23 protein-coding genes are annotated in these 23826 nt (G+C 71.0%); 13 read left to right on the top strand and 10 right to left on the bottom strand.

The window, feature by feature from the left end:
• Positions 1–14: 14 nt before the first annotated feature.
• The 4 genes from VED21_RS34685 (at position 15) to VED21_RS34700 (ending at position 3463) form a co-directional block, all read left to right on the top strand.
• The gene (locus VED21_RS34685; RefSeq protein ID WP_324890482.1) at positions 15–2264 is read left to right on the top strand and encodes a fimbria/pilus outer membrane usher protein; all 2250 of its coding nucleotides are present in this window, start codon (positions 15–17) and stop codon (positions 2262–2264) included.
• Positions 2252–2740: a spore coat U domain-containing protein gene (locus VED21_RS34690; RefSeq protein WP_324890483.1), complete on the top strand. Its 489-nt coding sequence runs from the start codon at positions 2252–2254 to the stop codon at positions 2738–2740. The genes VED21_RS34685 and VED21_RS34690 overlap by 13 nt, the downstream gene beginning before the upstream one ends.
• A 9-nt stretch (positions 2741–2749) precedes the next feature.
• Positions 2750–3070, top strand: a complete 321-nt coding sequence (locus VED21_RS34695; RefSeq protein WP_324890484.1) for a hypothetical protein — start codon at positions 2750–2752, stop codon at positions 3068–3070.
• Positions 3071–3136: 66 nt separating this feature from the next.
• On the top strand, positions 3137–3463 hold the full coding sequence (locus VED21_RS34700; RefSeq protein WP_324890485.1) for a hypothetical protein: 327 nt from the start codon (positions 3137–3139) through the stop codon (positions 3461–3463).
• Positions 3464–3564: 101 nt separating this feature from the next.
• Here the strand turns inward: VED21_RS34700 and acs are convergent, their stop codons facing one another.
• Positions 3565–5505: an acetate--CoA ligase gene (acs, locus tag VED21_RS34705; RefSeq protein WP_324890486.1), complete on the bottom strand. Its 1941-nt coding sequence runs from the start codon at positions 5503–5505 to the stop codon at positions 3565–3567.
• Positions 5506–5839: 334 nt separating this feature from the next.
• Between acs and VED21_RS34710 the strand changes: the two genes are divergently transcribed.
• Positions 5840–6103, top strand: a complete 264-nt coding sequence (locus tag VED21_RS34710) for a hypothetical protein (protein ID WP_324890487.1) — start codon at positions 5840–5842, stop codon at positions 6101–6103.
• Positions 6104–6163: 60 nt separating this feature from the next.
• Here the strand turns inward: VED21_RS34710 and VED21_RS34715 are convergent, their stop codons facing one another.
• The 6 genes from VED21_RS34715 to tsaD form a co-directional block, all read right to left on the bottom strand.
• Entirely contained in the window at positions 6164–6577 is a 414-nt protein-coding gene (locus VED21_RS34715; protein ID WP_324890488.1) for an EVE domain-containing protein, read from the bottom strand.
• Between the two features lie 12 nt (positions 6578–6589).
• Entirely contained in the window at positions 6590–6874 is a 285-nt protein-coding gene (locus tag VED21_RS34720; RefSeq protein WP_324890489.1) for a YciI family protein, read from the bottom strand.
• A 161-nt stretch (positions 6875–7035) separates the two neighbouring features.
• The gene (locus tag VED21_RS34725) at positions 7036–7164 is read right to left on the bottom strand and encodes a hypothetical protein (RefSeq protein ID WP_324890490.1); all 129 of its coding nucleotides are present in this window, start codon (positions 7162–7164) and stop codon (positions 7036–7038) included.
• Positions 7165–7228: 64 nt separating this feature from the next.
• Positions 7229–7981 (bottom strand): trypsin-like serine peptidase, encoded by a 753-nt coding sequence (locus VED21_RS34730; protein ID WP_324890491.1) that lies wholly within the window; start codon positions 7979–7981, stop codon positions 7229–7231.
• On the bottom strand, positions 7981–8988 hold the full coding sequence (locus VED21_RS34735; RefSeq protein WP_324890492.1) for an NAD(P)H-dependent glycerol-3-phosphate dehydrogenase: 1008 nt from the start codon (positions 8986–8988) through the stop codon (positions 7981–7983). Before VED21_RS34735 ends, VED21_RS34730 begins: the two co-directional genes overlap by 1 nt.
• Before the next feature lie 276 nt (positions 8989–9264).
• Entirely contained in the window at positions 9265–10338 is a 1074-nt protein-coding gene (gene tsaD / locus VED21_RS34740) for a tRNA (adenosine(37)-N6)-threonylcarbamoyltransferase complex transferase subunit TsaD (protein WP_324890493.1), read from the bottom strand.
• Between the two features lie 62 nt (positions 10339–10400).
• On the opposite strand from tsaD, the gene VED21_RS34745 reads away from it, so the two are divergent.
• Complete coding sequence (locus VED21_RS34745; RefSeq protein ID WP_324890494.1) at positions 10401–11246, top strand: class I SAM-dependent methyltransferase; 846 nt, start codon at positions 10401–10403, stop codon at positions 11244–11246.
• A gap of 71 nt (positions 11247–11317) precedes the next feature.
• Here VED21_RS34745 and VED21_RS34750 read toward each other — a convergent pair whose 3' ends face one another.
• Together VED21_RS34750 and VED21_RS34755 are read right to left on the bottom strand one after the other, a co-directional pair.
• Positions 11318–11587, bottom strand: a complete 270-nt coding sequence (locus VED21_RS34750; RefSeq protein ID WP_324890495.1) for a hypothetical protein — start codon at positions 11585–11587, stop codon at positions 11318–11320.
• A 371-nt stretch (positions 11588–11958) separates the two neighbouring features.
• The gene (locus tag VED21_RS34755) at positions 11959–12723 is read right to left on the bottom strand and encodes an alpha/beta hydrolase (RefSeq protein WP_324890496.1); all 765 of its coding nucleotides are present in this window, start codon (positions 12721–12723) and stop codon (positions 11959–11961) included.
• A 107-nt stretch (positions 12724–12830) separates the two neighbouring features.
• On the opposite strand from VED21_RS34755, the gene hemC reads away from it, so the two are divergent.
• From hemC to VED21_RS34780, 5 genes are all read left to right on the top strand, one after another.
• Positions 12831–13757: a hydroxymethylbilane synthase gene (gene hemC, locus VED21_RS34760; RefSeq protein WP_324890497.1), complete on the top strand. Its 927-nt coding sequence runs from the start codon at positions 12831–12833 to the stop codon at positions 13755–13757.
• Entirely contained in the window at positions 13754–14488 is a 735-nt protein-coding gene (locus VED21_RS34765) for a uroporphyrinogen-III synthase (RefSeq protein ID WP_324890498.1), read from the top strand. Before hemC ends, VED21_RS34765 begins: the two co-directional genes overlap by 4 nt.
• A gap of 91 nt (positions 14489–14579) precedes the next feature.
• Entirely contained in the window at positions 14580–16208 is a 1629-nt protein-coding gene (locus VED21_RS34770) for a COG4223 family protein (protein ID WP_324890499.1), read from the top strand.
• Positions 16205–17566, top strand: a complete 1362-nt coding sequence (locus VED21_RS34775; RefSeq protein ID WP_324890500.1) for a heme biosynthesis protein HemY — start codon at positions 16205–16207, stop codon at positions 17564–17566. Before VED21_RS34770 ends, VED21_RS34775 begins: the two co-directional genes overlap by 4 nt.
• 146 nt (positions 17567–17712) lie before the next feature.
• Positions 17713–19422: a PAS domain S-box protein gene (locus tag VED21_RS34780; RefSeq protein WP_324890501.1), complete on the top strand. Its 1710-nt coding sequence runs from the start codon at positions 17713–17715 to the stop codon at positions 19420–19422.
• Positions 19423–19429: 7 nt separating this feature from the next.
• Here the strand turns inward: VED21_RS34780 and VED21_RS34785 are convergent, their stop codons facing one another.
• Entirely contained in the window at positions 19430–20383 is a 954-nt protein-coding gene (locus VED21_RS34785; RefSeq protein WP_324890502.1) for a hypothetical protein, read from the bottom strand.
• A 168-nt stretch (positions 20384–20551) separates the two neighbouring features.
• On the opposite strand from VED21_RS34785, the gene VED21_RS34790 reads away from it, so the two are divergent.
• Together VED21_RS34790 and VED21_RS34795 are read left to right on the top strand one after the other, a co-directional pair.
• Entirely contained in the window at positions 20552–21562 is a 1011-nt protein-coding gene (locus VED21_RS34790; RefSeq protein ID WP_324890503.1) for a DUF4424 family protein, read from the top strand.
• Between the two features lie 323 nt (positions 21563–21885).
• The coding region (locus VED21_RS34795) for a DUF4347 domain-containing protein (RefSeq protein ID WP_324890504.1) at positions 21886–23826 on the top strand (1941 nt) is incomplete at its 3' end.

The raw sequence follows: 23826 nt of genomic DNA on the forward strand, positions 1-23826 counted from the left end.
CCCTTCTGAGCGGGGTGGCCGCGCTGGCCTTCCTGGCATCCGCACACCCGGCCGCGGCGGAAGAGCAACTCCTTGCCGTGGTCCTCAACGGCTACGACACCGGCGCCGTCCTCCTCGTCGAGGAGGACGGCGGCCGGATTCTGGCACCCCTGCACGAACTGGGCGACCTGCGCCTGGACACCGCCCGGCTGGCCCGTGCGGAGCGGCAGGGCAAGGCCTATGCGGTGCTGAGCGGTGCGTCGGGCGTGACGGCGCGCATCGACCGGCCGGGGCAGCGCCTGCTGCTGGACGTCACCGACGACGGGCTGGAGCGCCGCCGGGTGGCGGCCACCGGCGGTGCGCCGGTGCTGAGCCGGCAGGTGTTCTCCGCCTTCCTCGACTACGACGTGGTGGCCGAGGCTTACCGCGGCACGCGCACGCTGGGTGGCTTGTTCGACGCCGGGGTGTCCGGCGATTGGGGTGTGCTGTCGACGTCGGCACTCTACCGCTCCGGCCGGGCGCCGGTGCGGCTGGAGAGCGCCTTCGTGCACGACGATCCGGACGGGCCGACACGGTGGGTCGTTGGCGACGCCATCGCCCGGCCCCCGTCGTGGGGCCGCCCGGCGCGCTTCGGCGGCGTGCAGGTCGGTCGCGACTACAGCCTGCAGCCCAACGCCGTGCGCTTCGCCGGCCCGCTGCTGCAGGGCCGGGCCGAGCTGCCGTCGACGGTGGAGGTCTATGTCGACAACGTGCTGCGCTACCGCACGCGGGTGGAGCCCGGCCCCTTCGCGCTGGACGGCGTGCCGCTGATCACCGGGGCGGGCGAGGCGCAGGTCATCGTACGCGACGCGCTGGGACGGCAGACGGCGGTGTCCGCCCCCTTCCTGGTCTCGCCCCGCGTGCTGCCGGACGGGGCCAGCGACTTCGCCTTCCAGGCCGGCCTGCTGCGCCGGGACTACGCGCGTCGCAGCTTTTCCTATGGCGAACCCTTCGCGGCCGGTCACTGGCGCTACGGCACCGGCGGCGGCACCACGGTGGAACTGGCGGGCGAGGCGGCGCGCGGCTGGCGCACCGCCGGGGCCAGCGTCGCCGCCGCCGTGGCACCCCTGGGCGAGGTGGAGCTGTCGGGTGCCGGCAGCTGGGGCAAGGGGGCGACCGGCTGGCTGGCGGCGGGCAGCTACCGCTACGTCCGCGGGCGCTTCAGCGCCAGCGTGGGGTTCGAGCGCAGCAGCCGGAACTTCGCCCAGCTGGGCCGCAGCACCGCGAATCCCATCGTGCAGCGCATCGCCGCCACCGCATCGCTGGGCTTGGGTGACGGGTGGGGCAGCGTCGCCGCCTCCCTGGCGTCCGTGCGCTTCGCGGCGGGGGACCGATCGAGCGTCGCCTCCCTCACCTATGGCGTGCCGCTGTTCGACGGCGCCTTCCTCAGCACCACGGCGTTGCGCGACCTGCAGGGGCGCGACACCACGCTGGCGCTGTTCCTCACCGTGCCGCTGGGCCCCGACACGCTGGCCGGGGCGGAGGTGCGGCGCACCCGGCAGGGCGTCACCACCGTGGCGTCGGCGCAGCACCGCCCGGCCGACGGATACGGCCTGGGCGCCCACGCCAGCGTGGAGGCCGGCGCCGACCGCCGGATGCGCGCCGGGCTGACCTGGGACGGGACGCGCGGCGGCGCCACGCTGGACGCCGAGCGCACGCCGGGCGGCAGCGCCGCGCGTTTGGGTGCCGCCGGCAGCCTCGTGGCGGTGGAAGACGGGCTGTATGCCGCCCGCAAGAGCCGCGCCGGCCGCGCCATCGTGCGCATCCCCGGCCGCGAGGGGCTGACGGTGTACGCGCACAACCGCCCGGCGGGCACGCTGGATGCCGATGGGACGGCGCTGGTCGCCGACCTGCTGCCCTACCAGGAGAACCGCATCTCCATCAACGTGGACGAGCTGCCGCTGACCGCCGCCGTGCAGGGCGACCACGTGATGGCGGTGCCGGCCTACCGCGGCACGGCGCTGGTGGAATTCGCCGTGCGCGACGGCGGCGGCGCCTTCGTCACCGTCCGCCTGCCCGACGGGCGGCCGTTGCCGGCCGGCGTGCGTCTGGCGGCTCGCCAGCCGGACGGCGCGCTGATCGCCGGGGAAGAGGGCCGTGTCTTCGTGCCCGGCGCGCGAACCGGGACCATTCTGGCGGTGGAATGGGACGGGCTGCGCTGCACGGTGACGCTGGGCCGCATCGACCCGAACCAGGCGATGCCCGACCCGATGCCGGATGTGGGGGAACACGCATGCACGCCCTAAGGATGCTGACGCTGTTGCTATTGGCCGCCCTCTCCCCCGTCCCGGCGGCGGCCGACTGCCTGCTGTGCGTCTGCACGGCCAACACCGGCAACCTGAACTTCGGCAACTACAACCCGCTGTCCGCGGCGCCGCTGGACGACGTGGCGACCGTGCGCGTCCGCTGTTCGCTGGCCGGCACCGGCGTGCTGCCCGTCCTGGTCAGCTACGACATCGGCCTGTCGGCCGGCAGTTCCGGCAGCACCAATCCGCGCGAGATGCGCCTGGACGGCGAGCGGCTGCTCTACAACCTCTACAGCGACGCCGCCCGCACCCAGGTGTGGGGCGAGGCCGGCAGCAGTTCCCAGGTGACGGTATCCTACGGCACGGCGCTGCTGGGCACCTGGGTGCAGAGCGACGTCTACGGCCGGATCTTCGCCCGCCAGTACCCGGCCCCCGGCCGCTATACCGACAGCATCGTCGTCACCGTGTCCTATTGAGGAGGGGGCATGCGCGTCCCGTTGGCGCTCCTGCTGATCACCCTGGCGGCGCCGTCGCCGGTGCCGGCTGCGGAGGTGGACGCCGGCCTGACGGTGAGCGCCTTCGTGCTGGGCGGCTGCGCCGTCGCGGCGCGGATCGAGGCCGCCGCCGTCCCCGCCGTCCGCCTGTCGCTGGACTGCCTGCGCACCACGTCCGGCTGCGCCGTGGGCTTCGGCCCGCTGGACGCCGAGCCGCTGCCGGCGGCGGCGCTCGACCGCTGCCGACTCGACGCGCGCATGGCGCCGCCGGTGGCCGGCCGCACCCCGGCGCTGTTCCAGGTGGATTTCTGATGCCGGGGAACGCCGGTGCCGTGCGCCGCGTTCCTCCGCCACACGTCGGATGAGGAGGGAGAGCGCATGCGCAACGTCTGGCAGGGCGGACTGATCGCCGCCGCGGTGGTTCTGGGTTCCCTGGCCGCCACGGCGCTGGCCGAGGAGAAGGACAAAAGCGCCCCCGGAAAAAGCGATCTGGGCGAGAAGCCGGCGATCCAGGGCGAATCCTGGCTGGGCAGCACCGGCGCCCAGGACCCCACCATGGGCGAGCGCCGCACCGACAAGCAGTTGAACGCCATCGAGACCGCCAAGGAAGGACGCTCCGGCACCATCCCGGACGCATCCAAAGGCGAAACGGGCCTGAAGGGCGAACCGCTCAGCGGCAGGAGCGATGGAGAGAAGAAGGAGTAACTTCCCCCTACGAAGGGCGAGTGAGGGAGAGAATACACCCCGAAACGAAACCAGGGGCCCGAAGGCCCCTGGTCCGTAGCTTACACGCCTGACCGGCAGGATCAGCTGCGGTTCATGCGGTTCTCGACCAGCTCGGTGACGACCGTCGGGTCGGCGAGCGTCGAGGTGTCGCCCAGCGCTTCATGCTCGTTCGCGGCGATCTTGCGCAGGATGCGGCGCATGATCTTGCCCGAACGGGTCTTCGGCAGGCCCGGCGCCCACTGGATGAGGTCCGGCGAGGCGATCGGGCCGATCTCCTTGCGGACCCAGTTCACCAGTTCCTTGCGCAGCTCTTCCGACGGGTTTTCGCCGGCGTTGAGCGTGACGTAGGCGTAGATGCCCTGGCCCTTGAGGTCGTGCGGGTAGCCCACCACGGCGGCCTCGGCCACCTTCGGGTGCGCCACCAGCGCGCTCTCCACCTCGGCCGTGCCCATGCGGTGGCCGGACACGTTGATCACGTCGTCGACGCGGCCGGTGATCCAGTAGTAACCGTCGGCATCGCGCCGGCAGCCGTCACCGGTGAAGTAGTAGCCGGCGAAGGTCGAGAAGTAGGTCTGCACGAAGCGCTCGTGGTCGCCGAACACCGTGCGCATCTGGCCCGGCCAGGATTCGGCGATGCAGAGGTTGCCCTCGGTCTCGCCTTCCAGGATCTGGCCTTCGTTGTCGACGACGATCGGCTTCACGCCGAAGAACGGCTTGGTCGCCGAACCCGGCTTCTGGCCGATGGCGCCGATCAGCGGAGTGATCAGGATGCCGCCGGTCTCCGTCTGCCACCAGGTGTCGACGATCGGGCAGCGGCCGTCGCCCACCACGTTGTAGTACCACAGCCACGCCTCGGGGTTGATCGGCTCGCCGACCGAACCCAGGACGCGCAGGCTGGCGCGCGAGGTCTTCTTCACCGGGCCCTCGCCCTCGCGCATCAGCGAACGGATAGCGGTCGGCGCGGTGTAGAAGATGTTGACCTTGTGCTTGTCGATCACCTGCCAGAAGCGCGAGACGTCCGGGTAGGTCGGCACGCCTTCGAACATCAGCGTGGTGGCGCCGTTGGCGAGCGGGCCGTAGACGATGTAGCTGTGGCCGGTGACCCAGCCCACGTCGGCCGTGCACCAGTAGACGTCGCCGTCATGGTAGTCGAAGACGTACTGGTGCGTCATCGACGCGTAGACCAGATAGCCGCCGGTGGTGTGCAGCACGCCCTTCGGCTTGCCGGTCGAACCCGAGGTGTAGAGGATGAACAGCGGATCCTCGGCGCTCATCTCCTCCGGCGGGCAGTCGGCGGAAACCGAAGCCATCTCCTCGTGGTACCAGAGGTCGCGACCGGCGGTCCAGGCAACGTCGCCGCCGGTGTGCTTGACCACCAGAACGTTCTTGACCATCGGCGCGGCGGCCACGGCCTTGTCGGCGTTGGCCTTCAGCGGAACCTTCTTGCCGCCGCGCAGGCCCTCGTCCGAGGTGATGAGGAAGTGGCTGTCGCAGTCGACGATGCGGTCCTTCAGGCTGTCCGGCGAGAAGCCGCCGAACACGATGGAGTGGACGGCGCCGACGCGCGCGCAGGCCAGCATGGCGTAGGCGGCCTCGGGGATCATCGGCAGGTAGATGGTGACGCGGTCGCCCTTCTTGACGCCGTTCTTCTTCAGGACGTTGGCGAGGCGGCAGACCTGCTCGTGCAGTTCCTTGTAGGTGATGTGCTTCGAGACGCCGGGGTCGTCGCCTTCGAAGATGATGGCGGTCTGGTCGCCGCGCTTGGCCAGATGGCGATCGATGCAGTTGGCGGAGACGTTCAGGGTGCCGTCGTAGAACCACTTGATGTGGACGTCGCCGGTGTAGCTGACGTCCTTGACCTTGGTGTACGGCTTGATCCAGTCAACGCGCTTGCCGTGTTCGGCCCAGAAGCCCTCGGGGTCCTTGATCGACTGCTCGTACATGCGAGCGTAAGCGGCCTCGTCCACCCAGGCGGCCTTGGCAACCTCGGGCTTCACGGGAAAGTAGGTGTTGTCCGTCATTTTTTTGCGATTCCCCCGCTAACTTCTGGTTCGTGCCCTAGAGAGGCGTTGTGGGGCGGCCGGGCGCCACCCCGTTTGGCGGGCATTATCCACACAAGGCGGCAACTCGACAAGTCACACAGGCACCCGGAACCCCCACCCAAACGGCTGAGAGCGTTCGATTTGCTGCGTTGCAGCGACAGGATCTTGCGCGCCGCATGCGGACGGGCCGCGTGTGCGGCGGAATGCCGCATCATCTGACAATGCGGCCGGCCAGCACGTGCTTAACCCCGCCTTAACCGCGTGGACACTAGGGTTGCCACACGTAAGAATTCCAGCGCACCACGGGGGAACCATGTCCAGCACGACCAATGCGGACGGCAAGTCAGGCGGCGGCGCGTCGGGTGGCGGGGACGTGGTCGGGCGGCTCAGCCAGATGAGCAACCGCACCAACCTGATGGTGATCGACGCCACCTTCCGCGCCCTGCCCAAGGACGCCGCCGGTTGCGATGCCGGCTATCTCGAAGCGGCGGCCGAGGTGCGCGCGCTGGCGCGCCGCATGCGTCAGGCGGCGCTGGATTTCCAGGCCACCATCATGGAGCCGGAAGCGGCGGAGTGACGAAGGGGCCGGCGCCGGGCCGCGTTGCCGCCGGCCCGGCGCCACGATCCTTGGGACGTTCTATGCCTCGATCCCGGCCAGCTCGCACACGCGGGCCCACTCGGCGTCGGTCACCGGGCACACCGACAGGCGCGACTGCCGGACCAGCGCCATGTTCTCCAGCAGCGGATCGGCCTTCATCTGCTTCAGCGTGACCGGCGTCTTCACCGGCACCACCGGCGCCACGTCGACCATGCCGAAGCGACCGCCGGCGTCGGAGGGGTCGGGGTAATATTCCTTCACCACCTCCACCACGCCGACCACTTCCAGCCCTTCGTTGGAGTGATAGAAGAAGGCGCGGTCGCCCGCCTTCATGGCCTTCAGGTTGTTCGACGCCTGATGGTTGCGCACCCCGTCCCAGTGGGTGCGGCCGTCGGCGACCATGCGGTCCCACGAGTACTTGACGGGTTCCGACTTGACGAGCCAGCGGGCCATGCCGGGACCCCCTCAGTCCTTCGGGAACACCCGGCGCCACGGCCGGATCTCGACGGACTCGAACAGGCCGGCCTTGGCGTAGGGATCGGCGGCGGCGAAGGCCTCGGCGTCGGCGCGGTCGGCGCATTCGACCAGCAGCAGGCTGCCGATCATGCCGGTGCCCTCGTCGTTCAGCAGCGGGCCGCCGGCGACGATGCGGTCCTTGAAGCCCTCCAGGTGCTCCAGGTGCGCGGCGCGGTTGGCCGCCCGCACGTCGGCCGAGCCGGGCTTGTCCTTGCAGTGGAACATGAAGATCACGGTGTCCCCTCCTTCTTGTCGGCTCATGGGCCTATGGGCGCGACGACCCTAGCGCAAACGCCACCGCACCGGAAGCTCACCGTCTCCGGTGCACAGGGCCCCGGTACACGCTCAGGAACGGGACGCGGGCCAAAGGCACGGCGTTCTGCGGGGGCGTCGGTTCAGGCCGTGCGGCGTTTGGCCTCCGCCTGGCCCGCGGGTTCGCCGCCCTGGCCGAACAGGCGCAGGCGGACGGCGACGGCGGGCAGCAGCGCCAGCAGGGACGACGGGCGGCGCTCAGGGGCGGACATAACGGCACTCCTCGATCGGGTAAGGATGCCGCCAACATATCCGCATGCGGATGCTTCGGCAAGCCTATGGCTTCGCCGCCTCGGCGGCGAAGGTGGCGGCGGGCACGGCTATGTTGGCCTTGGGCGAGGCGCCGACGTTGACGCCGATGACCTCCCACCGTCCGTCGCGCTTGGCCAGGATCGGGCCGCCGCTGGTGCCGCGCGTGGCGGAGCAGTCGTGGAGCATCATCGGCGCGCCGTTCGGGAAGTTCCCCCAGCCCAGCACCTTGCAGGCGGTGTCGGCCAGCAGCTGGTGCGAGCGGTCCTGGTTGAAGCCGCCCAGGGCCAGCGGCGTGCCGGCCGGCGCCGGCTTGACGGCCAGCGGCAGCACCGGCTCCGTCACCTTCGGCTGTGAGGCCAGCGTCAGCAGCGCCCAGTCGACGTGCGCGTTGTCGCCGTGCAGATGGCCGACGTTCTTGCGCCCGTCGAAGGCGGGATCGTGGGTGTAGCGCTCAACCGTCGCGTGGGTGCGGTATTCGCCGTGGTGGTAGCCGAACAGCACGTGCAGCGACGACGTCGGCAGCATGGCCCGCGTGCGCGGGTTGAACAGACAGTGCGCCGCCGTCAGCACCAGCCGCGGCCCGACCAGCACGCCGGTGCAGCGGGCACCCAGGTTGGTCTGCACCTTGCCGACCGAACGCCAGGGGTCCTGCCCGACGTCGACGGGTGCCCGGCGGTCCACCGTGCCCAGCCCCGGCAGCTCCGCCGGGTTCTCCCACGCCGCGCGCGCCGGAACGGCGGCGGTCAGGAGAAGAAGGGTGAGTGCCAGCGCGCGCATCACCGCCCCTCCTCGCGGAACGGGCGGGCCAGCAGCGCCTGGATGGTGTCGTCCAGGCCGGCCCCTTCGTTGAGGATGGCGTTCACCGCCGTGCAGATCGGCATCTCCACGCCGACGCGCGCGGCCAGGGCCACCACGGCGCGCGCGGTGTAGACGCCCTCCGCCACCGAGCGGCGCTCGCCCAGCACGTCGGCCAGCGTGCGCCCCTCGCCCAGCGCCGCGCCCAGCGACATGTTGCGCGACTGCAGGCTGGAGCAGGTGAGCGTCAGGTCGCCCAGCCCCGACAGGCCCATCAGCGTCTCCGCCCGGCCGCCCAGGCGCAGGGCGAGGCGCGTGATCTCGGCCAAGCCTCGGGTGATCAGCGCAGCGCGCGCGTTGTCGCCCAGACGGCGCCCCACCACCACGCCGCAGGCGATGGCCAGCACGTTCTTCACCGCCCCGCCGACCTGCGCGCCGACCAGATCGTCGCTCCAGTACGGGCGGAAGGTGCGGCTGCCCAGCGCATCGACCAGCCGGGCGCCCAGCGCCGTGTCGGCGCAGGCCAGCGTCACCGCCGTGGGCAGGCCGCGCGCCACCTCCGCCGCGAAGGTCGGGCCGGACAGCACGGCAACCGGCGTGCCGGCCGGCAGCGCCGCCGCCACGGCATCACTCATCAGGTCCTGGGTTTCGATCTCGATGCCCTTGGCGCAGATCACCGCCGGCGCGCCGGGCTTCAGGTGCGGGGCGAGGCGGGTGCAGACGCCGCGCAGATGCTGCGCCGGAGCGACCAGCAGCACCGCGTCGCAGTCGCCCAGCGCCGCCAAGTCGCTGCTGGCCTCCAGCTCCGGCGGCAGCGGCACGCCCGGCAGGTAATCGCGGTTCTCGCGGGTGGTCGTAATGGCCTCGACCACCGCCGGCTCGCGCGCCCACAGCACCGCCCGGCGCCCGGCGCGCAACGCCGCCAGCGCCACCGCGGTGCCCCAGGCGCCGCCGCCGACGATGCCGATGCGTTGGAAGGTGCCGCTCATGAATCCCGCTCCGCCTTGGTTACGGGCAAATGGATAGGCCAGCGCGCGGCGAGCCGCAAGTGCGCGGGGCCGATCCCCTTTTGCCGCCGGAACCTTTGCCGGCTGGCGGCCGTTTCCTGGTCCGTCTCCCATCAAGTGGAGGGGCGGCCGTGCGAAATAATGCCGCTCCGCCAAGCCGGAGGATGCAGTATGAATATTTTCTACATCATCGGCGTCATCGTGGTCGTCCTGGCAATCCTGTCCTTCCTCGGACTGCGCTGACCTTCCAGCAACCGCTTACGCCTTTACCCCCGACCCCACGTCCGGCCGGCCGATGGCGGGCTTGGCGGTGGGGTCGAGCGGCCAGCGCGGGCGCGGCGCGAAGTCCAGCCCGTCGCTTTGGCCCAGCCGGAACCGTTCCAGCCCCGCCCAGGCGATCATCGCCGCGTTGTCCGTGCACAGCCGCAAGGGCGGCGCCACGAACCGCATCCCCTCCTTCGCCGCCAGCGCGTCCAGCCGGGCGCGCAGCACCTTGTTCGCCGCCACGCCGCCGGCCACCACCAGCGTGGATCCTTCCGGGTGCGCCTCCTTGAAGGCGCGGATGGCCCGCTTGACGCGGTCGGCCATCACGGCAGCCACGGTGTTCTGGAACGCCGCGGCGAGGTCCGCCTGATCGGCCTCCGAGAGCGGCTTGGGCAAGTCCTCCACCAGCCGGCGCACCGCCGCCTTCAGCCCCGAGAAGGAAAAATCGCAGCCCGGCCGGCCGACCATCGGTCGCGGCAACTCGAACCGATCCGGGTTGGTGGCCGCGGCGGCCGCCTTTTCCACCTGCGGGCCGCCGGGGTAGCCGAGGCCGATCAGCTTGGCCGTCTTGTCGAACGCCTCGCCCACCGCGTCGTCGATGGTGGTGCCCAGGCGCCGGTACTTCCCCACACCTTCCACCACCAGCAACTGGCAGTGCCCGCCCGACACCAGCAGAAGCAGGTAAGGAAAGGCCACGTCGTCGGTCAGCCGGGCGGTCAGCGCGTGCCCTTCCAGGTGGTTGACGGCGACGAAGGGCAGGTTGCGCGCGGCGGCGATCGCCTTGGCGGTCATGACGCCGACGATGACGCCGCCGATCAGTCCGGGGCCGCCGGTCGCCGCCACCGCGTCCAGGTCGGCGAAGCCAATGCCGGCGTCCTCCATGGCGCGGCGGATCAGCCCGTCCAGATGCTCCAGGTGGGCGCGCGCCGCCACCTCCGGCACGACGCCGCCGTAGGGCGTGTGGTCGGCGATCTGGGAAAGCACGACGTCGGCGCGGATCTCGCGCGCGTCGGTGACCACGGCGGCGGCCGTCTCGTCGCAGCTGGTTTCGATTCCAAGGATGATCATGGCCGCCAAACTAGCCCGTCGCGTCGCGCCGGTATAGACTCTTGGGCCGCAAGGGAGATGCGATGAACAGGGATGTCCCCGACCGCGACGGCTCGATCCTCTACTACGACGGCGACTACCCGTCGCTGGAGATCGGCGAGGCGCGCGCGGAGGACGTGGCGCGGCTGGCGCGCATCGGCATCCTGGGCGACGTCGCCTTTTATAAGGAGCAGGCGGCGCAGACCGGCGGCCCGGTGCTGGAGATCGGCTGCGGCACCGGCCGGCTGACGATCCCGCTGGCCCGCATGGGGCTGAAAGTGACGGCGGTCGACGCCTCCCCCGCCATGCTGGAGCAGCTGCGCGCCAAGCTGGCCGCCGAGCCGGCGGAGATCCGCGACCGGGTCGAGGTGGCGCAGGCGGACGCGGCGGCGCTGTCCCTGGCGCGGCGGGACTTCGCGCTGGCGGTGCTGCCCTTCAACGTGCTGATGCTGATCGCCGATTTCGAGGCGGAGCGTCGGACGCTGGCCGGCGTGGCGGCGCATCTGGCGCCCGGCGGCCGGCTGGCGCTGGACGTGATGAACCCACTGACGCTGGCGCTGGAGGCCGACAACCGGCCGGTCCCGTCGGAGGCGCGCCGCAACCCGCTGACCGGCAATCCCTACGTCAAGAACTCGCGCAACACCCGCCTGGACGAGCAGCAGCGCCAGCGCGTCTACGGCTGGTACGACGAGTTGCTGCCGGATGGGGAGCAGACGATCTGCGACTTCTCCTTCCACTGGCGGCTGATCTTCCGCTGGGAGCTGGAACTGATGCTGGCTGAGGCCGGCTTCACCCCCACCCGCGTCGCCGGCGACTTCGAGGACGCCGGCTGGGGCGTCGACAGCGCCCGCATCGTGGTGACGGCGCAACGAACGGTGCAGCGGCGCTGACACCCGCCCCCTTCCCCGGGCGAAACGGGGGCGGGCACCGTCGCGCGATCAAAGGGACCGTCATCTGCCCGTTACTTGCAGTGGGCCGAGTTTTCGCCGCTGCCACCCGGCCCTTCACAGGTGACCTTCTTCTCGTTGGTCAGGTTGCCCTGGCCGCTGTCGGTCTTCGTCTGGCTGTTCTCGCTGTTGCCGACGTTTTCTTCGCAGGTCACCTCGCCGCGGTCGCGGTCGAACTCACCCGCGCACTCCTCCTCCGACGGCGACACGGCAAGGGTTGTGCCCGGGCTGAAGGACAGAATCGCCAGGGCGCCCAGCATTGTGATGAGCGATGCACGCAACATGATTGCGACTCCTTAGAAATTTGTTTCTCCACCTCCGCATACGACAGCAACATCTGGCGACAGCAAATTACCGATTGCTGCGAAGCCGCGTGATGTCAGAGGTTTTTCGGGATCTCGGCGGCCCGTGAAGGGATTCGCCAAGCAGACTCCAGTGAAACACCGGAACCAGGAACTTCCCAGATCTCGATCGTCCGTACGCCAACTGACACTTCTCCAGGTATCGACGGCACAGCCTTGCCGGACTTTTCGTCTATCTCTTGCGGAGAGGAAAGGGAAAGGGCGTCCATATATTCTCCATGCCGTCCACACACCGCAACCAATGAGACGCGCAGTACAGCACCATGCGCCCCTATGAGCGGTCGCCCGACCGCTCACACAAGGCCGGCGACGAACCGCTCGATCAGCGCGGCGGTCAGCGGCGGGCATTCCAGCATGGGGTAGTGGCCGGCCTCCTGGCACACCGCCACCTCCAGGTTCGGGTACAGGGCGCCGAAGCGCTCGCGCACCGAGGCTTCCTGGTAGAGCGGCAGGTCGTGCGCCCCCAACAGCGCCAGGATCGGCGTGGCGAGCCCCGCCGCCGCGGCCGAAAAGTCCGTACCGGTGAACATGTCGAGATAGCCGCGCTGCGCGGCCGGTGTCGCCGCGCGCCGGGCGATGCCCAGCTTGAACTCCACCCAGCCGGCCGTGTAGCGGTCGCCGGTGCGCAGGCGGATGGCGGCGCGCAGCGCCTCGTCATCATCCAGCACCGCCGCCATGCGCGCCTTCGCCGCCGCGTCGGCCGGGAAGCCGGAGGCCGGAACCGGACAGACGGCGACCAGGGACTTCACCCGCTCCGGCGCCGTCAGCGCAAGGTACTGGCCGATCATGCCGGACATGGAATGGCCGACCACGTGGAAGCGCCGGAAACCCAGCGCATCGGCCAGGGCCAGCGCGTCGGCGGCGGCCTCCGTCACCGTGTGCGCGCCCTCCATGCCCTTGGACCGGCCATAGCCGCGCAGATCGGCGAAGACCCAGGTGAAGCGCCCACCGTCCAGGTAAGGACGCATCAGGTCCCAGTTGGCACCATCGCCCAGCCATTCGTGCAGCACGATCACCGGCTCCGCCCCGCCGCCCTGCACCGCATGCCCCAGAACCATGGTCCGCTCCTTGTTCCGCCGTGCGCAAAGGTGCACGACGCCTGACTTTGGTCAAGGCGCGGACGGTTGGGGGTTGCAAACTGGGGCGAAGAGCATAGAAACGGCCCATGACGACACCGCTTCGCATCGGCACGCGCGGCAGCCCGTTGGCGCTGGCGCAGGCCCACGAAACCCGCGACCGCCTCGCCGCGGCGCACCCGCATCTGGCGACCCCCGGCGCCATCGAGATCGTGGTCCTGAAGACCACGGGCGACCGCATCCTCGACCGCACGCTGGCCGAGGCCGGCGGCAAGGGCCTGTTCACCAAGGAGCTGGAGGAGGCGCTGCTGGACGGCCGCGCCGACCTTGCCGTCCACTCCATGAAGGACGTGCCCACCTGGCTGCCGGACGGGCTGGAGATCTCCACCCTGCTGCCGCGCGAGGACGTGCGCGACGCCTTCTTCTCGCGCTCCGGCCACGGGGTGGACGACCTGCCCGCCGGGTCCGTGGTCGGCACCGCCGGCCTGCGCCGGCAGGCGCAGATCCTGGAGCGCCGGCCGGACCTGACGGTGGTGCCGCTGCGCGGCAACGTGCAGACGCGCCTTGCCAAGCTGGACGCCGGCGAGGTGGACGCCACGCTGCTGGCGCTGGCCGGCCTTCGTCGCCTGGGCCTGACCGAGCGCATCACCGCGGTGCTGGAGCCCGACGTGATGCTGCCCGCCGTGGCGCAGGGCGCCATCGGCATCGAGATCCGCTCTGGCGACGACCGTACCCGCGCGCTGCTGGCGCCGCTGAACTGCGCCGAGACGGCGGTGCGCGTGACGGCGGAGCGGGCATTGCTGGCCGCGCTCGACGGTTCCTGCCGCACGCCGATCGCGGCGATGGCGCGCCTGAACGGGAATGCGCTGACGCTGGACGCCAAGGTGCTGTCGCCGGACGGCCGGCAGGTGTTCACGGCACGCCGCGCCGGGACCGCCGCAGAGGCCGCGGCGATGGGCGCCGACGCCGGGGCGGAGGTCAAGGCGCAGCTGCCGCCGGGCTTCTTCCTGCCGTGACGGGCGGGGCGTCCCTGCGCCTGCTCATCACGCGGCCGGCGGAGGACGCCGAGCCGCTGGCCCGGCGCCTCGCCGCGCTGGGCCACGCCCCGGCCGTCGAGCCGATGCTGGACATGGTCTGGCTCGACGGGCCGGAGCCTGAGCTTGACGACGTACAGGCGCTGCTGTTCACCAGCGCAAACGGCGTACGGGCTTTCACCAGACGTACAGGGCGTACTGACCGTCCGGCATACGCCGTCGGCGACGCCACCGCGCGCGCCGCGCGCGAGGCCGGTTTCGCATCCGTGGAAAGTGCGTCCGGCGACGTGTACGCCTTGGCGGCGCTGGTGGGCGAACGCTGCGCCCCGCAGGGGGGCCTGCTGCTTCATGTCGCAGGTACGACGGTCGCCGGCGACCTGGGCGGAATGCTGGCGGAGAAAGGCTTTTCCGTGCGGCGGGAGGCCATGTACGAGGCCCGTCCCTCCACCGTTCTGGGGAGCGATACGGCACGCCGGCTCGCCGAAGGTCAGATCGACGCGGTGCTGATTTTTTCTCCCCGTACGGCCCGTTCGTTTGTTAGGTTGGTACGCGAAGCCGGGCTGCTCGACCGCCTGCGTACGGTCGACGCGCTCTGCCTCAGCCCCGCGGTCGCGGACGCCGTCCGTACGTCCGACATGGGTCCGGTGCCCTGGCGACACGTACGAGTGGCCGATCGGCCGGAGCAGGACAGCCTGCTCGCCCTGCTGCCCTGAACGGCACGCACCGGGGCTCCCCACCGCCGCCACGGCGAGCCCCCGCCGACGGCGCCGGAACGATAAAAGGCGACCAAGAAGGCACACCCGCATGACCCCTCGTCCAGGCTCCGACACTCCCGAGGCGGACCCGAACGGCCAGAACCCGTCCGACCACTCGCCCAGCGGCACCGCCACCGAACGCATCATCGAACGCTTCGGCGGCATCCGCCCCATGGCCCACAAGCTCGACATGCCGGTGACCACCGTGCAGGGCTGGAAGAAGCGCGGGGCCATCCCGCTGTCGCGCCACGCCGACCTGCGCGCCGCCGCCGTCAAGCACGGCATCACCCTGGACGAGGCCGACCTGGAAGCCGCCACCCCGGCCGAAGACCGCCACGGCACCGCCCCGGCCCCCGATCACAAGCCGGACGACAAGCCGGAAGACAAGCTGGCCCAGGACAAAGTGATCGACAGCACGGTGCCCGACAGCAAGGTCGCCGACGCCGCCGAGACCACGGCCGCCCCGTCGGAGCCGGCGCCGGTCATCACCCCGCCCGCCACGCCCGAGATCCCCGCCACCGCGGAAGCCGAGGAGCGCGAGCGCGCCCGCACCTACAGCCTGCCGCCGCGCCCGGTGGAGAAGACGTCCGGCGGCGCCGGCTTCGCCACCGCCGTGTCGCTGCTGGCCCTGCTGGTGGGCGCCGCCGCGCTGACCCAGCCCTGGTGGGGTCCCACCGTGATGGGCGGAAACACCCCGACGGCTTCCGCCCCGGCCAACGACGGCGCGTTGCGCGCGCAGATCCAGCAGATCACCGACCGCGTGGCCAAGCTGGAGCAGCGCCCGGCGGCATCCAACGGCACCGCCGCCAACGGCGCGTCCTCGGCCGACCTGCAGGCACTGGCCGGCAAGGTGACGGCGCTGGAGCAGCGCGTTGCCAGCGCGCCCGCCCCTGTGGCCAACAATACCGACGCGGTGAAGGCCCTGACCGACCGCCTCGCGGCGCTGGAGCAGAAGGCCGCCGGCGGCGAGCAGGCTGCCCAGCAGGCGCAGCAGCTGGCCCAGCGCATCGCCGGACTGGAGCAGAAGGTGGGCGCCAACGCCGCCGCCGCGCAGGAGGTGAGCACGCTGAAGCAGGAGGTCGCCGGCCTCGCCAAGCAGGCGGAGGGCCGGCGCGACGCCGCCGCCAACGCACAGGCGCTGGTGCTGGCCGCCGGGCAGCTGCGCGGCGCGCTGGCCGGCAGCCAGCCCTTCCAGGGCGAGCTGCAGGCGGTGCAGACGCTGGCCGGCGGTGACGCGCAGGTCAAGGCCTCGCTGGATGCCGTTGCGCCCTATGCGCCCAAGGGCATTCCCACCCAGGCGCAACTGGCCGAACGCTTCGACCCGCTGGCCAACGACATCGTCAAGGCGGCGCAGAAGGGCGAGGCGTCCGACTGGATCGACCAGGTGACCGGCACCCTGTCCACGCTGGTGACCGTGCGCCGCCAGGGCGGCGGCATCGTCGGCGACACGCCGCAGGCCACCGTGGCCCGCGCCGAGGCGGCGATGCAGCAGGGCAACCTCGCCGTCGCGGTGGAGGAGCTGTCGAAGCTGCAGGGTCCGGCCGCGCAAGCCGCCGGCGGCTGGCTGGCCGACGCCAGGGCGCGCCTTGCCGCCAACCAGGCCTCGCAGCAGCTGACCGGCCGCGCCATCGCGGCGCTCACCGCAGCGGGCGGCGCCAAGCCGGAGGGCAGCCAATGATCCGCGCCCTATGGTTCATGGCGAAGGTCGCGGTCGTCATCGCGATCGTGCTGTGGTTCGCCGACAACCCCGGCAACGTCAGCTTCGAGTGGCTGGGCTATGCCGTCAACACCTCCATCGCCATGTTCGTGCTGGGGCTGCTGGTGGTGCTGGGCGTCGTCGTGGTGCTCTACAAGGTCTGGCGCGGCATTCGCAACGCGCCGGGGTCTTTCCGCCGCTACAGCCGCTCGCGCCGGCGTGAGCGCGGCTACAAGGCGCTGACCCAGGGCATGGTGGCGGTCGCCGCGGGCGATGCCGCCACGGCGAAGAAGATGGCGCAGAAGGCCGACGGCCTGCTGAACGAACCGCCGCTGACCATGCTGCTGTCCGCCCAGGCGGCCCAGCTGATGGGTGACGACAAGGCGGCCCGCCACTACTTCCACGCCATGCTGGAACGGCCGGAGACCGCCTTCCTCGGCCTGCGCGGCCTGCTGACGCAGGCGCTGAAGCAGGGCGACCGGGTGGAGGCGCTGGCGCTCGCCCGCCGTGCCCAGCAGCTGCAGCCCAACACGCCGTGGCTGCTTGCCACCCTCTATGACCTTGAGGCCCGCGCCGGCGAGTGGGCGGCGGCGGAGGGCACGCTGCAGGCGGCCGTGCAGGCCGGCGCCGTGCCGCAGGAGGAAGGGCGCCGCCACCGCGCGGCCTTGCTGATGGAGCGCAGCTTCGAGGCGGAGCGGCGCGGCCGCGCCGACTCGGCGCTCTACCACGCCCAGGCGGCGTACGAACTGGCGCCGGCCTACGTGCCGGCGTCGGTGCGGGTGGCGCGGCTGCAGCTGCGCGGCGGCCATCCCAAGAAGGCCTCCAAGGTGGTCGAGCGCGCGTGGCGCCAGCAGCCGCACCCGGAGCTGGCCGAGGTCTACCGCGAGATCCTCGACAATTACGAGCCGCTGGCCCGTGTGAAGCTGTTCGAGAAGCTGCACGCCCACACGCCCAACAGCGTTGAGAGCCATGTGGCCCTGGCCCGCGCCGCGCTGGACGCGCAACTGTGGGGCGAGGCGCGCAACCACCTGACCAAGGCGCAGGAGCTGCAGCCGTCCCGCCGCGTCTACCAGCTGCTGGCGGACCTGGAGCGTGCCGAGCACGGCAACGAGGAAGCGGCGCGCGCGTGGCTGATCCAGGCGGCGTCGGCCCCGGCCGACCCGGCCTGGACCTGCACCAGCTGCGGCGCCGTCACCCCGTCGTGGGCGGGGCTCTGCGGCAACTGCGGCGCCTTCGACAGCTTCGACTGGAAGCAGCCGTCGCTGGCCCTGCACCTGGCTGGCCCGGAGCACGCCGCCTCCAACGCCAACCTGCCGACGCTCGCCCAGGCGACGCGCTGACCCGGATCCCCTCCCCCGCCTTCGGGCGAGGGAGGGGACGGCCGGCCCACCCCGCGGTGCGGTAAAGGATTTCGCAACACTACCCCCCGTACACAAAGGGACCGGCGCATCGGTGCGCACGGGGGAAACCGCATGACCGCTTCGCCATGACCGCTCCGCCGCCGGATCCCGTGGGCCTGCTGCTGGCCGAAGCGACACCCACCCGCTCGGACGGTGACCTGACGCGCCGTGCCGCCATGCTGGACGCCATGATCGCCGCCGCCGGCCGCTTTATCGGCCACGGCGACTGGCTGAGCGGCATGGAGGAGCTGCTGCGCCGCCTGGGCACCGCCATGGGCGTGGTCCGCGCCAGCCTGCACCAGGTGCACGCGCTGGAAAGCGGCGGCTTCGCGCAGGCCTGCCTGCACGAATGGACCGCCCCCGGCGTGCCGCGACTCGGCGACGATCCGGCTCGGCTGGTCGCCGTGCTGGGTTCCACCGCCGACCACACGCTGACCGAATGGGTGCACGAGCTGATGCACGGCCGGCCCGTGCACGGTGCCGCCGCCGGTCTGGGCGAACCCTGCGGCGTGCGCTCCACCCTGGTCGTGCCGGTGATGATCGACGGGCGCTGGTGGGGCCATATCGCCTTCGACGATGCCGCCCCTGCCCGCGCCTGGAGTGCGTTGGAGGTCGAGGTGCTGGCCTCGGCCGCCGCCATGCTGGCCGGCACCATCCAGCGCACGCAGATCGACACCGAGTTGCACCGCTCCGAGGCGCGGCGCCGGGCGATCGTGGAGAGTGCCCTCGACTGCATCCTCACCGTCGACGCCTCGGGCCTGCTGGTGGAGTTCAACCCGGCCGCCGAGCGCACCTTCGGCTACAGCCGGGCCGAGGTGCTGGGGCGGCGCATGGAGGATCTCGTCATCCCGCCGGACGGGCGCGAGGCGCATCGCCAAGGCTTCGCCCGCTATCTGGCCGGCGAGGGTGGCGGCATGGTCGGCCGGCGCGTCGAAGTGACGGCCATGCGCGCCGACGGCGGCGAGTTCCCGGCCGAACTGTCGGTGACGCCCACGCGCGTCTACGACGAGCTGTTCTTCACCGCCTACCTGCGCGACATCACCGACCGCAAGGTGGCGGAGGCCGCCCTGATCGACGCCAAGGCGAAGGCAGAGGCGGCATCGCAGGCCAAAACCACCTTCCTGGCCACCATGAGCCATGAGCTGCGCACGCCGCTCAACGCCATCATCGGCTTTTCCGAACTGATCATGGGCGAGGCGCTGGGCCCGCTGGGCGACGCCAAGTACCAGGAGTTCGCGGCCGACATCTTCGAAGGCGCCAACCACCTGCTGGGCATCATCAACGACGTGCTGGACATGTCGCGCATCGAGGCGGGCGAGCACCGCCTGTCGTGCGAGACCATCGACCTGGGCGCGGTCGTCCGCTCGTGCCTAACCATGATGCGCGACCGCGCGGTGAAGGCGGAGGTGACGCTGGTGGACGACACCGGCATCCTGCCCATCGGCCTGTGGGGCGACCGCCGGGCCGTCATGAAGATCCTGCTGAACCTGCTCTCCAACGCCGTGAAGTTCACGCCACCCGGCGGCAGTGCCCGCGTCAGCGCCGCAGCGGAGCCGGACGGCACCGTGGTGGTCGCCGTCGCCGACACCGGCGTCGGCATGGCGGCGGACGCGCTCAGCGCCGTGTTCGAGCCGTTCCGCCAAGGCGACGGCGGTCTGAAGCGCCGGCACGAGGGCGCGGGGCTGGGCCTGACGGTCACCAAGGCGCTGGTCGAGCTGCACGGCGGCAGCATCGCCCTGTCCAGCAGCCCTGGCCAGGGTACCACGGCGACGCTGCGCTTCCCGCCATCGCGGTGAGCGCGCGTTAGGCTCCGCTGCCCCGCGTGGCCATCTCCCGCGTCTTCCGAAGCGCGTCGTCGAGCTGCGATTCGAAGCCCTGGAACCACGCCTGGCTTTTCAGCTCCTCCGCGGTGCTGATGTTGCCCTTCGTCCAGCCGCGCTCCTCGCTGCCCTTCATGGTGTTCATGGCCGCCTTGATGAGCTTCGCCAGGGGGTTCTCGGTGTCCAGGTCCTCCGGCGGGTTGCCGTCGCGCTCCGACAGCCACTCGTAGGAGATCTGGGCCGACGCCCGGCTCACACCCCAGGTGATCGAGGTCTTCTCCTCGTCGCTGACGCCGTCCAGGAAGGCGACGCCGGCCTTCATGCGCTGGGCGTCGTTCCCCAGGAAGCGGTCGGTGAACGTCCCCTCCTGGCTGATCGGCCCGTTGTAGAGCCCCATCGCCAAGCCCTGCTGCTGCGACATGATGGATTGGGCCATGTCCTGCTCCTGCTTGGTGAACAGGCCCTCGGCGTTGCTGCTGACGGCATAGAGCGAGCGGCGGTCGAGGTCGCCCATCAGGCTGTACCAGTCCTTACCCTCGTGACTGTTGTAGTCGAACGGCTTTCCGCTCTTCTCCATGGCCGCGTATACGGCGTCCATACGGGCGCGGGCGTCCTTGGCGACCTGATCGAAGCTCTTCCCCGCCGAGCTGGACACCGCGCCGGGATTCGACACCGCGGTCGCCAGGGCCGAGGCGGGCGCGCCATCGCGCGTCGGAAAGTACCGCGCGTAGGGGCTTGCCGCCGCCGGCGCGGCGGAGCCCGTCGCGACGATCGTCTGCGCCTGGACGGAGAGGCTGACGACGACCGCCGCCGACCCGGCGCCACCCGTGCCGGGCGCTTCGGCCTTCGCCTTCGATGGTGAGGGGCCGGCTGCCGGCGCACTCACCGGACCGGCACCGACGGCGGGAGCGGGAGCATTCGTCACCGAAATCGTCATTTCCGCATCCCTCCGATCGTCAGGGTAAACGTGCCGTTGCAGCCCAGGGGGACAGGCGCAAGGGGCGATTGCCATCACACGCCCGGCGGCTTAACTTTTTGCTAATTTGTCGAGACCACGTGTACCGTACCGGCCGCCCCCCTGACGAGGCCCGAGAAGAAGATGCGAATGCCGATCGTGCGCCACATCGCCACCCTGGCTCTGGCCCTTCTCACCGGCGCGCCGGCCTCGGCCAACGACTCCTACGCCACGCTCGGGGCCGGCGGCTTGCGGCTGGAGGCGACAGACGCCGTCGCCATGGAGCAGGAGGACCTGTTCCTCAGCCGCGAGGAGGTGCGCGTCGCCTACGTCTTCCGCACGCTGGCGCCGCGCGACGTGGAAGCGGTGGTGGCCTTCCCGTTCCCCGACATCGACACGGCCATGGCCGCCAACGTGCCGCTGCTGGTGCCCGGCCGGAAGGGGGAGAACTTCCTGGACTTCGAGGTCAGCGTTGACGGCCGCCGCGTCACCCCGGCGCTGGAGATCCGCGCCGTGCTGCCCGGCCCGCCGGAAAAGGACGTCACCGCCCTGCTGGCGAAGCACGGGATTCCGCTGGCGGTGTTCACGCCGGATTTCTTCGCCGGCCTGGACAGATTGCCCGCCGCAGCACTGGCCGATTTGAAGGCGGCCGGCGCGGCGGACGTGGACGAGTACGAGGACGCGAAGGGCCGCCACGTGTCGGTCATCCCGCTGTGGCACGTGCGCAGCGCCTATCACTGGCGCCAGACCTTCCCCGCCGGCCGCACGGTGACGGTCGAACACCGCTACAAGCCGTTCGTCGGCTATTTCTGGTTGCCACAGAAGCCGGACGCGGAGACGGCGGCCACCTTCTGCATCGACCCGCCGACGGCCGCCGGGCTGGCGCGGCGCATTGCCGCCATGTCGATTCCCGGCTTCCAGGGCCACGCCCAGGCCGCCGACCTGTCCTATGTCCTCAAGACCGCCCGCAACTGGGCGGGGCCGATCCGCCGCTTCCGCCTGACCATCGACAAGGGACAGCCGGACACCATCGTGTCGCTCTGTATGGACGGGCTGCGCAAGATCGCGCCGACGCGCTTCACCGCGGAATTCACCGATTTCGTCCCCACCCGTGACCTGCGCGTGCTGTTCGCCCCCGCCGTGCCGCCCGATCAGAATTGATGGGAAGAGCTCAAAAGTATTACCATTAATAGGCGATGACACTCCGATCGCTGAAAAGATAACACGCTCGGCTTACTCGCTCCTTCGGCAGGCACCACGAAATCCGCGCGAGTAACACAAGCAGATAGCGCGCACCTTCTGCTTGCATGATCGGTGGTATTATCCCCACCAACGGTGTTGAATTCATCCCCGGGACGGGCGAGTTTCAGCCCGCACGCATTTGCCACCCTGTGTTGTCCTCCCCGCACGCGGCCCGATCAATTGGGCCGGACGGGGCGGCTTTGCCCCACGGCGTGGCAACCGGAACCCGAGGGAGGGTTGAATTGGTTGAAGTCATCATTGCCGCTGCCGAACTCGACGATCTTGCGCTCCTGCTGGAGCGGCGGCGCCCCGATATCGACGTCATCACCGTTCCCGCCGACATTGACGCCCACGCCGTGCTGACGGACGTCCTGGCGCAGCGCCCGGCGGCCATCCACCTGCTGGCGCACGGCACGCCGGGCGCAGTCCTGTTGGGTGCGCGGCCGCTCGACGCCGCGTCCCTGCTGGACCGCGCCTGGCCCGACGCCGCCGGCACCGAAATCCTGATCCACGCCTGCCGCGTCGCCGAGGGCGAGGCCGGCCGGCTGTTCCTCGACCGCCTCGCCGCCGCAACCGGTGCGCGCGTGGCGGCCTCCACGCAGCCCATGGGTGCGGCCGAACTGGGCGGCACCTGGGCGTTCGACGCCGCCACGGCGCCGATCGCCACCCCGCCGGCCTTTGCCGGCGCCGCCTTCTCCGGGCCCGGGGCGTGGCCGCACCTGCTGGGGCCCAACGACCGCTACGTCGTCACCGGCCAGGACGTCGACCTGACGGGCACCGACCTCAGCAACTACGGCGGGGTGCAGAGCACCTTCGACGGCTCCTCGACCATCCGCATCACGCTGGATCAGGCGCGGGCCCTGAACTTCGTCGGCTCGACGCCGCAGCCGAACGACACCGACCGCGTGGAGATCCAGCCCCTCAGCGCCGAGACCACGGTCAACGTCGACCTCAGCGGCCTGTCGGTGGAGCATGTCGACGTGGTGCACCTCGTCGCCTCCAAGAACGCCGACTACATCGTCGGCAGCCGCGGCCACGACTACATCGAGGCCGGCGAGGGTGACGACACGGTGCGCGGCGGCGACGGCTCTGACGTCATCGTCGGCTATCTCGGCAACGACGTGTTCCTCTATTCCGGCCATGAAACGGGCCTGGATTTCCTGGCGAACTTCGGCCGGCGCGGCACCGACACCATCCGCATCGACGGTGCCGAGCTTCAGGGTCCGGTGACGCTGGGCGACGGGACCACCGTTGGCCGCGGCCAGATCCAGGCCGAGTACCGGGCGGGCGGCGAGGATACCCGCCTGTACATCGGCCTGGACGACGCGGCCGGCGCCGACATGGTCATCGACCTGAACGAGTGGATCGACATCTCGCTGTTGCAGGTGCACGGCAGCGACATCGACCTCAGCGGCAGCGTCGGGCACACCGCCCGCGCCCATCTCGCCATCGCTCCGGCGAACGCCGCACAGGCGGAAGGGTCGAACGGGACGACCGCCTACACCTTCACGGTGACGCGCAGCGGCCTGACGCTGAACGCCGCCTCCGCCTCCTGGTCGGTGTCCGGCAGCGGCACCAACGCGGCGAACGCGGCCGACTTCGGCGGCGCGCTGCCCGGCGGCACGGTCAGCTTCGCCGCCGGCGAAACCAGCGCCACCATCACCGTCATGGTGTCCGGCGACGCCACGCGCGAGCCGGACGAGGGCTTCACCGTCACGCTGGACAACCCGGCCGACGGCACGGCCATCGACGTGGCGAGCGCGCAAGCCGTCATCCGTGACGATGACGCCCCGCCCGCCAGTGGCGGCGACACCGGCACGGGCGGCAGCACGGGCGGGGGCAGCACCGGTGGCGGAAGCACTGGTGGGGGGGACACCGGCGGTGGAACCGGCGGCGGCACCACGACGCCCCCGCCGGGCAACGCCGCGATCAGCGGCGGGGCCGGTGACGACGTGCTGACCGGCAGCGACGCGAACGACGTGCTGTACGGCGACGCTGGCAACGACAACGTGACCGCCGGGCTGGGCGACGACGTGCTGTACGGCAACCAGGGGACCGACCTGCTGTACGGCAACCTGGGCATGGACACGCTGTTCGGCGGGCAGGACGCCGACACGGTGTTCGGCGGCCAGGACGCCGACGTGATCTACGGCAACATGGCCAACGACGCGCTGTACGGCAAC

Source organism: Azospirillum sp., assembly GCF_035627195.1.
Lineage (GTDB): Bacteria > Pseudomonadota > Alphaproteobacteria > Azospirillales > Azospirillaceae > Azospirillum.